The following is an 11,507-nucleotide window of genomic DNA, read 5'->3' on the forward strand; positions in this document are numbered from 1 at the left end:
GGGATTTGAGGAAGGGACGGTTAGGCTTTTACGTATGCCGGTCCGTTGGACCTCTCGGAGGGGTTGGGTGTTGCTGAGGGTTGGTGGCTTCTGGCACCCTTTCGGGGTGCGGATTCTGGGTGGGCTTTCAACGGGTCTAGCGACCCGTTGCTACTTTCTGGCATCCCGTTCGGGATGCTTCGGAGGGGATGGGGAGCGTGCTTTCAGCACTTTGGGCTGGTGGTGGTTTGGTTACCAGGACTGCGTCCTTCGCTCTGACGGAGCGCCCCATTTGGGGACAGGGGGTAGTTGAGGAAGGGACGGTTAGGTTTTTGCGTATGCCGGGCTTTCAGCCCTCTTTCCTTTGTTGTAGCTTTCCCAGGGCTTACGCCGCTGGGCTGTTGGTATGCCGGTCTTTCAGACCTCAGGGAGGGGTTGGGTTTTGTTGAGGGTTGGTGGCTTCTGGCACCCTTTCGGGGTGCGGATTCTGGGAGGGCTTTCGGTGGTTCTTCGACTCCACCGCTACTTTCTTGCATCCCATTCGGGATGCTTGGGAGGGGATGGGGAGCGTGCTTGCAGCGCTTGGGGTTGGTGGCTGGTTCGATACCAGGACTGCGTCCTTCGCTCGCACGGAGCACCCCATTCGGGGCTGGGGAGAGGGCGGTTCTAGATGCGGCCCAAATCTTGAGACAATCGTCTTGGACCTGCGCAGCATCAAGATGAGTGTCTGACGAAATAGGCTCAGTGCACAGATTGATAAGTTGTCCACCCTCACCCTGCCCTCGTCCCTCACGGATGAGGGAGAGGGTTCTGACGTTGGTGGTGGGTTATTCGGGGTCGTAGGGGCTTTTGTGGAGTTTTACTGGGGAGCTTTTTCGGACTTTTAGGTTGAGCATTTCTACGCAGACGGCGAAGGCCATGGCGAAGTAGGTGTAGCCTTTGGGGATGGATTGGCCGCAGCCTTCGGCTAGTAGGTTGGCGCCGATGAGGACTAGGAAGGAGAGGGCTAGGACCTTGATGGTTGGGTGGTCTTCTACGAATTTGGCGATCTTGCCGGAGAAGAAGAACATGAAGGCGACTGAGATCACGACGGCGGCGATCATGACCGGGATCTGGCTGACCATTCCTACTGCGGTGATGACTGAGTCTAGGGAGAAGATGATGTCTAGGAGTAGGATTTGGACGATGACTGCGGCGAACTTGGGCGCGCCTTTCACGGAATGCTCTTCGTCGGATCCTTCTAGTTTTTGATGGATCTCTTTGGTGGACTTGTAGATGAGGAAGAGTCCACCGACTAGGAGGATGATGTCGCGTCCTGAGACTTCGCGGGTTTCGGCTGACAGCGTGGCGATGGGGAGCGTGAACAGGGGCTTTGTTAGCTTGGCCACAGTGCCGACACTCATCACTAGGAGGATTCGGGTGAAGAGCGCGAGTGATAGACCGGTTTTTCTTGCTCTTTCGCGATCCTGAGGCGGCAGTTTTGATGCCAGGATCGAGATGAAGACGATGTTGTCGATCCCGAGTACGATTTCGAGCGCGGTGAGCGTGAGTAGGCCTATCCACGCGGCAGGATCTGTCAACCAACCAAACATTACAGGTTAGATACCCGCAAACGGAGGTTTTCGTTTCAGGAAATGCTCCTACGGTTGTTAGAAGACCATAGGAGCATTGTCGTTGAGGTTCAATCGTTGACGATTTTCCAATCTTTGACGATTGTTTTGTTGCCGACTACGATTTCGACTTTGTAGGTGCCGACGCCGATGAGTTTGGGGCGCTCGGGGCCGTAGGGGTCGGCTAGGACGTCTTCTACGGTCTTTACTTTTCTGTTCTTGACATCGACTGTGTGGGGCTTGGCTGGCTCCAGTTCTAGGGACATTTCTAGGAAGTTGTATCCTTTGAGAGCATCGATGGCTTGCTCTTTGAGAACTTTTCCTTTTTCGTCTTTGATTCGGAGGAAGCCTTTGCCTGCTTCTTTAGCGAATACGGTGGTTCTGAGCATGGGGCCGAATCGGCCTCTGGGTTTGGAGTCGAAGGACCAGCTGTTTCTCCAGGTGAGTTCTTCTAGCTCGACTACCGTGAGGTCGGTTGTTCGGAGGTCTTTGTTGATGTCGTAGACCCACTTGAGGGGGAGGACGTATGCGCCGCGGGAGTGGGTTCCGATGACGAGGTCCTTATCTCTTTCTTGGATCACGAGATCGTGGACGGGCTGGTGTGGGAGTGCTCCGTGGAGGGTTTCCCAGGTTGCGCCGTTATCGAGGGAGACGTACACGCCGAGGTCGGTTCCTACGTAGAGGATGTTTTTGTGGGTTGGGTCCTCTTGGATGACGTTGATGGTCTCGTTGGGGAGGTTGTTGACGATCGACTTCCAGGTCTTGCCGTAGTCGGTTGATTTCCAGAGGTAGGCGCTGAAGTCGTCTTCTCGGTACCCGCTTTGGGAGCAGTAGACGGTGGCGACGTCATAGCGGCTGGCGACTACGCGTGAGACCCACTTTTTGGTGAGCGGTGTGGAGATGTCTTTCCACTCAAATCCACCGTTGGGGGTCATTTTGACGGAGCCATCGTCGCAGCCTGCGTAGATGAGGCCGAATCGGATGGGGCTCTCGGAGAGGGTTTTGATGGTGGAGTAGGGGACGTTGCCGTTTGGCAGGTTCTTGGTGAGGTCGGGGGAGATGGCTTCCCACTTGCGGCCTTGGTTGAAGGACCGGTACACCTTTTGGCTGCCTAGATAGATGATGTCGTTCTGGTGAGGCGAGATAATGAGGGGGGAGACCCAGTTGTAGCGGAGGGCGGGTTCGCCTGTTGCTGCGTTGGCTCGGGCGTCCCAGGACTCGTTTGTCTTTTGGTTGAGTGCGAAGTGGGCACCGAATTGGGAGGCTGCGTAGACGAGGTCGCCGCTGTTTCTTGGGTCGATGGCGATGTGGCTTCCGTCGCCACCGCCAATATCTTTCCAGAGGTTGATGTCGGATTGACCTGGGACGTAGTTGCTGGGGCCCCTCATGGTTCCGTTGTCTTGGAGGCCAAGGTAGATGTTGTAGGGCGTTTTGTTATCGACGGCGACGGTGGTTGCTTGTGCGACGCTGAGGTTGTTGATGTGTTGGACGGTTTTGCCGCCGTCGTAGCTTCTGTAGAGACCGCCGTCGCAGCCGTACCAGACTTTTCTTGGTTCGCGGGGATCGTTCCAGACTGCGTGGAAGTCGACGTGTGCTCTTGTTGCGGTTGGCTCGAAGTTCTTGCCGCCGTCTGTGGATCGGTGGAGGAGGACGCCGGTGAGATAGACCTCATTGGCGTCGTAGGGGTTGATCCAGACTTTGTTGTAGTAGTAGCCGCCTGCTTGTCCTAGCTTGCCGCCTGGGGTTCGGGTCCAGGTTTTGCCGCCGTCATCGGAGCGATAGACTTCTTCACCTGCGACACCTTTGGCGAAGGCTTTGGGGCTCTTCTTTTGGATGGCTTCTCGGATTTTCTCGACGGTGACTTTCTTATCTTTGACGAGTTGGGGGAGTTCTTCTATCTTCCAATCGTCCACTGGATACTGTTTGAAGAAGGCTTCGAGGATCTTTTTGTCGACTTGGACGAATGTTTCTTCGGTGAGGAGGAGGAAGCGTTTGAGGGTGAGTTTGCCGCTTTGGACGCGCTCGTCTGAGAATGCCCAGTCTTCATCTTCGCCGTCGTTTGTGGCGAAGGCCATGAGGAGTTTGGGCGAGGATGCTGACCAGGCTAGGCCGATTCGTCCGGCTTCGTCTTTATCTGGGAGGCCGCTGACTTTGGACCATGTCTTGCCGCCGTCGAATGACTGGTAGACGCCGCTTCCGTCACCGCTGTCTCGGAAGTTCCAGGCTCGTCGGTCTTTGTCCCACATGCTGGCGATGACATGGTTGGAGTTCCTGGGGTCTAGGACGACGTCGAAGCAGCCGGTGTATTCGTCTACCTTGAGAACTTGGGTCCAGGTTTTTCCGCCGTCGGTGGTTTTATAGAGTCCTCGCTCGGGGTGTTGGGAGTAGAGGTGACCTAGGGCGGCGACCCAGACGACGTTTTCGTTGTGTGGATCGATGACGATTTTGTTGATGTGGTGGCTTTCTGGGAGTCCCATGTTTTGCCACGTTTTGCCGCTGTCGGTGCTCTTGTAGACTCCGTCGCCGGAGTAGCTGGTTCTTTGGGAGTTGGCTTCGCCGCTGCCTAGCCAGATGGTGGTTCCGGTTTTGTTGAGGGCGATGGAGCCGATTCCGAAGCAGGACTGGTTTTCCCAGAGGTTGGTCCAAGATTGGCCGTCGTCGTCTGAGCGGTAGAGGCCACCGGTGGCGTAGGCGACGTAGAGTTTGCCGGGATCGCCGAGGGGTGCTGCGATGTCGACAATTCGTCCGCCTTGTTCTTCGGGGCCTACGTTACGCCACTTGACGTTGCCGAATGGGGAGTCTGCTTCCAAGCTGAGGCGCTTTTTGTAGGAGGCGAAGCGGTCTGCTGCGGGCATTCCTTTGACGGGCGTGGGGTGGAACTTGGCACGGTCGTCTTTTCTTGCCTGACTTGTTCCTTCTCCCCCAGCTTCCATATCGGGGTCGACTTGAGCATAGGAGCCAGCAGCGAGGGCGGCAACACCAAATAAAAAGAGCGTTTTCTTGGACATGGGCTTACGCAGTTTCTACCCCCAAACATTAAGGGGATGTTTCGTAGTGCTGCATATTAGTTGCAGCAAATCGCTACAAAAGCGATGCTAGGCTTTCTTGTAGGCGTGGATCGGTTCCTGGTGGGAACGTGATGGTTTTCGCGTCGCAGTAGTCCATGAAGCGTTTCATGGCTTGTGCGAAGTCGGTGAAGAAGGGTTCGGCGAGTTGTTGGTCGGGTTCCCAGTGCCAGGCTTTGATTTCGAGGACGCCTGCTCGGCACCAGGAGTCGAACCTGGCTACGAAGCGGTCGCCGTTGAGGACTGGGAGCACGTAGTAGCCCCATTTTCTTTGGGATTCGGGTTTGTAGACTTCCCAGATGTAGTCGAAGCCGAAGAGGTGGTTGACCATTTTGCGGTCCCACATGATTTGATCGAGAGGGCCGAGGAAGACGACTCTTTTGGGGGCTGGGGATGTTTCGAGCAGGCTCAGGAATTCTGGTGTGGCATGGGCTGCGGTGCCTTCTACGTCTACTTTCACCAGGGCTTTCTGTTCGACTAGATCTTTGAAGATCGCGTTCTTTTCTGCGGATTTTAGGTTGATGGCCCAGACTTCGTAGGATGCGGTTGGGCGGAGGATTCCGATGGCTTTGTGGCGGTCTAGGAGGATCTGTTGGAGCGATTCTTGGTCGGTCATCGGGGCGTTCGTCAGGTATTCGCCCGGGACGACGCGTTCGGTGAGGTCATAGACGTGGTGTTGTCCTCGGCGGCCGTGGGTCATGACTCGGCCTGTGTGCCAGAGCGCTCGGAGGGCTCGTTTGGTGACGTTGGGGCTGTACCAGTGGGATTTCCACTCGGCGTTTCGCTCTTGGAAGTCGAACTCTTTGGGTGTGAGGGGGCCACGTTTTTCTAGCTCTTCGAGGACCGCGGTGATGGCGTGTTCGTATTCGTTGAAGATCGTTTTGAAGTGAGCTTCGTGCAGTTTGTGGAAGATCCGTCTGGCGTGCCAGCCGGAGAAGGGGATAAGGCTGGCCTGTTTGTCCCAGCCGTCGTAGATTTTTCGTTGGTCGTAGGCGTGTATTTTCCAATCGCCTACTTTGTAGCCTTCCACGCGTGCTTGGAGTACTAGGTCGTGGTTGCAGCCTACTGGTTGGAGAGGGTCGAACTGGACGCTGCGTATGCGGTCGAAGATTTGGGAGATGTCGCCCGTTTGGAGCTGGTACTTGATGAGGGCTTGGCGAACATCATTTTTAGACAGCTTTAGCGTGGCATGTGACACAACGAGGCCAGTTTAACACTTACGGAAGGTGGACGATATAGGTTGCCATGAGAGCGAAGTGGCAGAAGCTTCCGGCGAGGACGAAGATGTGCCAGAGGTCGTGGGCACTGAACTTGCCTGGGACGAGGTGGGGTTTGTCGGTGGCGTAGATGACGGCTCCGAATGTGTAGATGAGGCCACCTGCTACGAGCCAGTTGCTGGCGTAGTGGGGCCAGTTGTGGGAGATGTAGCCAAGGGCTGCGACGGCCATCCAGCCCATGACGAGGTAGAGCACCACGTTGAGCACGGAGGGGAACTTCTTCATGACGAAGGTTCCTATGATTCCGAAGGCGGCTAGGGATGCTTGGAGTGTGAGGAGAGTCCAGCAGAGGCCGCTTGGGAGGGCGATGAGGCAGACGGGGACGTAGGTTCCTGAGATGAGGAGGAAGATTCCGGAGTGATCGAACTTGCGAAGGAACTTCTCTTTGTCTTCGCTCACATGGAGTGAGTGGTAGAGGGAGCTTGCCAGGTACAGGCTGATCAGTGCGAATCCGTAGATGCTGAACGCGATGAGATGCGTTGGCTTACCGATGGAATTGATGAGGAGGAATCCGATTCCTACCACTGAAAGTGCGACTCCCAGCCAGTGGGAGAAGCCACAGAACGGCTCCTTGGGAAGCCGAAATTGGCGCGGCATTCCATAAGAATACCGCGCCAGGTACTTGGTGGGTTTAGGCCTTCTTTCGTCGTCGGAGTGCTCCGAGGAGACCGACTCCGATGGCTGCGATGGATGCTGGTTCGGGAACGGCTTGGGTGGTGATGTTGCCGCTGTACATGATTCCGGAAGGGCCGTCTCCGCCGTTCACTACGTTGAAGTAGAGGTGGTGGGTTCCTGCGGAGAGTGCGCCGAGGCTGAGGGAGGTTGATTTCTCTGTGGTCCAGTTGCCCCATGCCAGATCGATGGAGCCGGAGATGCCGTTTCCGTCGATGAACATTCCCCACTGGTTCCAGGCGCCGAGGTAGTCGTCTACAGAGTAGTTCAGGTTCAGGGTTGCGTTGCTGACGGAGGATGCGATGGTGAATGGGACTTCGTACATTGCGGAATAGCCGCCGCTGCCTTGATAGGCGGTGTTGGAGACACCTCTCCATGTCTTCGTGCCGTCTGAGAGGCTGGTCTTCCATGCGTAGTCGATGTTTGGAGTGACCATCATGGAGGCGGAGGTGGCATAGGGGCCAGTCATGGCTGGGAGGGTGGTGAAGGCGCTGTTCTTGCTGCCCTGGAAGACGGTGGTGGCGTCTGTGTCGCTGTTGATGGTGGCGATGACGGTGGCTTGGGAAGCGGCGACGAGACCGAGGCTCATGGCTGAGAGGAGGATTCCTCGTGAGATGATTGCGGAGTTGAACATGCAGAACACGGCTGCAAAAACCGTGCCTGCGGATCTGAGTGTGTAAGAAACTCGTAAGGATGCCGTAGCTAGCGAGTTGATTTGGATGCAGACGTGTCGGGTGCTAGGGTGTCATCCGGTGTGAGGATCTCTTCTGGTGGGAGTTTTCCGCCCATGCCTGTGATTGCTTCGCTGAGGGCCTGGATGGCTTCGTCGTTGGATGCGGTGAGGGTTTCCAAGGAGTCTTTGAACTCTTTGGGGGCGTTTGCGGAAAGGTCTTCGAGTGTGCCTCTGGCAAGGCGTGCTTCGGTGAGGGCATCGGATGAGGCGGCGATGCATTTGAGTCGTCGGTCATCGAAATCGGCGAACTGCTTATGGAAATCCTCGAAAGTTGGGGGTTCTTCGATGAAGTCGGAGATGGATGCGCCTGCGCCGTCTAGGTGGTCTGCGACATCGAGGAGTGCTTCTTTGGATTCGCCGGAGGTTTTGGCTGCAAGTTCCTTCGCTAGTTTGAAGCCGTCTTCGAGGCTTTGGCTTGCGGCGGAGGTTTGATACAGTCCGGTTCGGAGCTGTTCGTACACCTTTTTCTCGGGATCCTGTTCTGCTGCCGGAGCTGGTTTGGTGGAAGTGGTGGCGGTGGCTTCTGGCTTCTTGCCACTACAACCGACGATCACGAATCCGATGAAACACAGTGACAAAGCCCACTTCACCCGTTCATGCTACCTGTGTATTGGGGCACAATCGAGTCATGTCTGTGCTGTGTTGCCTCATCGTGCTTGCTCAATCGGACCCTCTGCTGTTGCCAATTGGCGCTAAGGGTGAAGTTACTGTGGAGCCTGGGAAGCTGTGGAACTTGCGGACTGGCAAGCCAGCTGAGCTGAAGGATGTGGTGGCGCAGGCGCGGCGGAAATCTTTTGTGTTTATTGGGGAGCAGCATGCGACGGCTGCGCATCAGCAGTTTGAGGCGGATGTGGTCGAGGCTTTGGTGGGTGCTCGGCGGCCGGTGGCCGTGGGGTTGGAGATGATCACTCGCCCTAAGCAGTCGATTTTGGATAAGTGGACCGCCGGGGAGTTGGCAGAAGAGCAGTTCTTGACCGATGTGGATTGGAAGAAGCAGTGGGGTTATGACTATAAGTTCTACAAGCCCTTACTGGAAGCAGTGCGAACGAATAAGCTCCCTGTGATTGGTTTGAATGTGCCGCGTGAGTGGGTTCGGGCGGTTGGGAAGAGTGGGTTTGCGGGTTTGAGTGCTGAGGCGAAGGCTGAGCTACCTGCTGAGATGTCTTTGACGAATGAGCAGCACCGGCAGATTTTTGGTGCGATGATGGGTGGTCATCCGATGACTGGGACTGCTGGGGAGAACATCTACTCCGCCCAGGTTCTTTGGGATGAGGGGATGGCGGATACGGCGCTGAAATATATTGAGAAGGCGAAGCCTGCTCGGGACGCCGTGTTCGTGGTGATTGCTGGATCTGGGCACGTGATGTATGGCCAGGGCATTAATTTTCGTATTCAGAAGCGGACTCGGAAAACTGGTGTTAATATTGTGATGATCGAATCCGACGAACCTGTAAAGGTGGCGAGGGGACTTGCTGATTTCGTGTTCGTAAGTCCGAAGAAGCAAATTTTGGGCCATTTGTAAAAAAAGCCCTAAAGAAATATTGAGGTTGGCCGATAAGTTAAATGGACAAGGGTCCACGACAGAAAAATGGCACGACGGAGGTGACTCCGATCACGCAAAGCGTAAGGGTCTCTGAAAGGAGAAAGCCGCGTTACCTGTCTGAAACGGAGCTATCATGCAAATTTCAGACAATGAAGTAAAGAAGGTCCTCGAGGCCAAGCACGTCGTAGAAGAGATCGTTAAGCTCGGTGAAGCACGAACTCAGGCTGAAGATCAGGAACTGATCGCCAGCACAACCCAGGCTGTCATGGCTATGTCAGATCGCGAAGATCGCATTGCCGAACTCAAAGCACGCATTGAAGCAGGAACGTATAACCCAACGGGTGACGAGATTGCTGACACGATGATTCGTCGATCGATTGCTGATCGAATGCGGTAATCCGATGATTAAGCAAACGTGGCGGACGTCCACCGTTCGCCACCTTTAGCTCAGGAAAGCACTTTCCAGCACACGAGCTAACTCTTCAGAAACGACCCCTACGTACCAAGACCCAGAGTCTTCATCGGGGCTTTCGTGCCAATCGTATAGGTAGCCATTGACGTGGCGCTCGGATGCGATCTTCCTTGAAAGGTTATGACGGGGAAGCCACACCTCTTGAAGAATTGGATAGCAGTCGCTTGGTAGCGGTGGCTGCATGAGGCGATAGTCATCTGTTACGTCGATGAATATCACTCGCGTGAGGTTGTATTCCCAAAGGTTGCCTGCTAGCTCTGCCATTCTTTCGGCGCCTCCTTAAGCTTCAAGACGGTACTGAAGCCTAGGGAGTCGCATTATTTTTTCTTTGGGGCAGAGTCGTGGGCTATGTGGGGTGTTGGGGGCACTATCTCTAGGGCTTCTGGGTGGGTTCCTGCTTGCAAGTCCTGTTTGAGCTTATCGACTGGCATGGCCGTGGAGTCCGTTGATTTGTAGTTGTACGGAAGCAGGATGGTTACTCGGCGGTTGGCGAAGCTGTAGGGTTGGTCTGGGAAGAGCAGTTTGGACGAGCCTAGACCTTCGACACTCTTGACGTGATCGGGGGTTATTCCTCCACGGTTGAGTTCGAGCATGAGGGACTGTGCTCGTTCTGTGCTGAGTCTCAGGTTACCGATTGGGTCGTTGGGGAACGGCTTGGCGTCGGTGTGGCCCTGGATGATCATTTTGCGGCCGCTCTTTGCCAGGGCAGGCGCAAGCTTCTGGATGATTCTCTTGGCATCGGGTCTGATGATCGAGCTTCCGGATTCGAAGAAGACGGCTCCTCGGGTTTCGGTGAGTTCGATGACGAGTCCTTCATCGGTCATTTTGATGCTGATGTCTTTGAGAAGGGCGCTGAGTTCTGGAGCTCTTTCGATGGCGTCTTTGACGGCCTGTTCGGTCTTTTCTAACGATGGCTTTTCGACACTCTTTGGATCGTCGTCCCCTCGACCGTTTCCAGCTTTCTTGTTTTTGGCTACGCCTGGGACTGGGATGACGGATCGGGTTTTGGGCATGTTCTTCTCGAACCCGAGGGGGTCGTTGAAGTAGCCTTGGATGTTGGACTTGCTTGCTTCGGAGAGGCCCATGAGCCACATAACCATGAAGAAGGCCATCATTGCCGTTACGAAGTCTGCGTACGCAACCTTCCAGGAGCCGCCATGGTGTCCATGACCTCCTTTCTTGATTTTCTTGACAATGATTGGTGCTTGTTCAGACATGGCTCTCCACTAAATTTAGGCTGCTTTCGCGTCTTTGACGCCTTTCTCCATGTCGGCGAAGCCTGGTCTTACGGCTGGATCGATGTTTCGTCGTGCGAACTCTACGCAGGTGATGGGTGATTCGCCTCGTGCGAAGGAGAAGAGGGCGTATCGCATGCAGTTCATGTACTGATGTTCGGAGCCGAGTCTTAGACCCATGGCACGGGCGATGGGAGCGAACATTCCGTAGGCGAGAAGGATTCCAAGGAACGTACCTACGAGAGCTGCAGCAACGGAGTGACCGACTTCGGCTGCTTCGCCGCCGATCTTACCCATGGTGATGATAACGCCGAGAACCGCCGCAACGATTCCAAATCCGGGCATCGCGTCGCCCACTGTTTGGACTGCGTCGCCGGGGACGGAAGCTGCGTGGTGTGCGGTTTCTAGGTCGAGTTCCATCATTTCGGAGAGGTCGTGGGGACCTACCGAACCGGTGAGGATGACTTTGAGGGTGTCGCAGAAGAAGGAGACCGCGTGGTGGTTCGCGAGGAACACGGGGTAGTTCTTCATGATGTCGCTCTCTTCTGGTTTTTCGATGTGTTTTTCCAGACCGAGAAGGCCTTCTTTTCGTGCGACGTTGAACAGCTGGTACATCATCTTGAGGAGATCCATGTACGCGGTGCTGGTGTAGGGGTCTGGTTTGAGCAGTCCCATGATCGCTTTGATGGTCGCCGTGAGGCTTTTCATACCGTTCGCAGATAGGAATGATCCTAATCCGCATCCGGCGAGAATGACCAACTCGTTGATCTGGATGAGAACTCCGAAGTTTCCACCGTGCATGGCATAACCCACGACGATGGATCCGAGCACTATAACGATTCCGATAATTACAAACACTTGAAGCCGAACACCCCTGTAGTACTTGTTCCACGTTCCACCGCAAATTTGAGGGGTAGAGCG

Annotated in this window: 12 protein-coding genes; 2 read left to right on the forward strand and 10 right to left on the reverse strand. The window is 55.3% G+C overall.

Annotated features, from left to right (window positions below):
• Window positions 1–20: 20 nt before the first annotated feature.
• The 7 genes from ACZ51B_RS15675 to ACZ51B_RS15705 form a co-directional block, all read right to left on the reverse strand.
• A complete protein-coding gene (locus tag ACZ51B_RS15675; protein ID WP_464294281.1) occupies window positions 21–164 on the reverse strand; it encodes a hypothetical protein in 144 nt (47 codons plus the stop codon).
• 642 nt (window positions 165–806) lie between these two features.
• The gene (locus ACZ51B_RS15680) at window positions 807–1,571 is read right to left on the reverse strand and encodes a TerC family protein (RefSeq protein WP_464294282.1); all 765 of its coding nucleotides are present in this window, start codon (window positions 1,569–1,571) and stop codon (window positions 807–809) included.
• Between the two features lie 89 nt (window positions 1,572–1,660).
• Window positions 1,661–4,597 (reverse strand): WD40/YVTN/BNR-like repeat-containing protein, encoded by a 2,937-nt coding sequence (locus ACZ51B_RS15685; RefSeq protein WP_464294283.1) that lies wholly within the window; start codon window positions 4,595–4,597, stop codon window positions 1,661–1,663.
• A gap of 73 nt (window positions 4,598–4,670) precedes the next feature.
• On the reverse strand, window positions 4,671–5,852 hold the full coding sequence (locus tag ACZ51B_RS15690; RefSeq protein ID WP_464294284.1) for a DNA glycosylase AlkZ-like family protein: 1,182 nt from the start codon (window positions 5,850–5,852) through the stop codon (window positions 4,671–4,673).
• Window positions 5,853–5,871: 19 nt separating this feature from the next.
• Entirely contained in the window at window positions 5,872–6,528 is a 657-nt protein-coding gene (gene trhA, locus ACZ51B_RS15695; protein ID WP_464294285.1) for a PAQR family membrane homeostasis protein TrhA, read from the reverse strand.
• Window positions 6,529–6,562: 34 nt separating this feature from the next.
• Window positions 6,563–7,237, reverse strand: a complete 675-nt coding sequence (locus ACZ51B_RS15700; RefSeq protein WP_464294286.1) for a PEP-CTERM sorting domain-containing protein — start codon at window positions 7,235–7,237, stop codon at window positions 6,563–6,565.
• A 68-nt stretch (window positions 7,238–7,305) separates the two neighbouring features.
• Window positions 7,306–7,926, reverse strand: a complete 621-nt coding sequence (locus ACZ51B_RS15705) for a hypothetical protein (protein ID WP_464294287.1) — start codon at window positions 7,924–7,926, stop codon at window positions 7,306–7,308.
• A gap of 38 nt (window positions 7,927–7,964) precedes the next feature.
• Between ACZ51B_RS15705 and ACZ51B_RS15710 the strand changes: the two genes are divergently transcribed.
• Both ACZ51B_RS15710 and ACZ51B_RS15715 read left to right on the forward strand, forming a co-directional pair.
• Window positions 7,965–8,858: a ChaN family lipoprotein gene (locus tag ACZ51B_RS15710; protein ID WP_464294288.1), complete on the forward strand. Its 894-nt coding sequence runs from the start codon at window positions 7,965–7,967 to the stop codon at window positions 8,856–8,858.
• A gap of 154 nt (window positions 8,859–9,012) precedes the next feature.
• Complete coding sequence (locus ACZ51B_RS15715) at window positions 9,013–9,276, forward strand: flagellar biosynthesis anti-sigma factor FlgM (RefSeq protein WP_464294289.1); 264 nt, start codon at window positions 9,013–9,015, stop codon at window positions 9,274–9,276.
• A gap of 45 nt (window positions 9,277–9,321) precedes the next feature.
• Here the strand turns inward: ACZ51B_RS15715 and ACZ51B_RS15720 are convergent, their stop codons facing one another.
• Genes ACZ51B_RS15720 through motA form a run of 3 tightly spaced genes read right to left on the reverse strand, consistent with a single transcriptional unit; the run spans window position 9,322 to window position 11,444 of the window.
• Window positions 9,322–9,615, reverse strand: a complete 294-nt coding sequence (locus ACZ51B_RS15720; protein WP_464294290.1) for a hypothetical protein — start codon at window positions 9,613–9,615, stop codon at window positions 9,322–9,324.
• Between the two features lie 53 nt (window positions 9,616–9,668).
• A complete protein-coding gene (locus ACZ51B_RS15725; RefSeq protein ID WP_464294291.1) occupies window positions 9,669–10,568 on the reverse strand; it encodes a flagellar motor protein MotB in 900 nt (299 codons plus the stop codon).
• Window positions 10,569–10,583: 15 nt separating this feature from the next.
• Window positions 10,584–11,444: a flagellar motor stator protein MotA gene (motA, locus tag ACZ51B_RS15730; RefSeq protein WP_464294292.1), complete on the reverse strand. Its 861-nt coding sequence runs from the start codon at window positions 11,442–11,444 to the stop codon at window positions 10,584–10,586.
• Between the last annotated feature and the right edge of the window lie 63 nt (window positions 11,445–11,507).

Source organism: Fimbriimonas sp. LA-C6 (genome assembly GCF_055398105.1).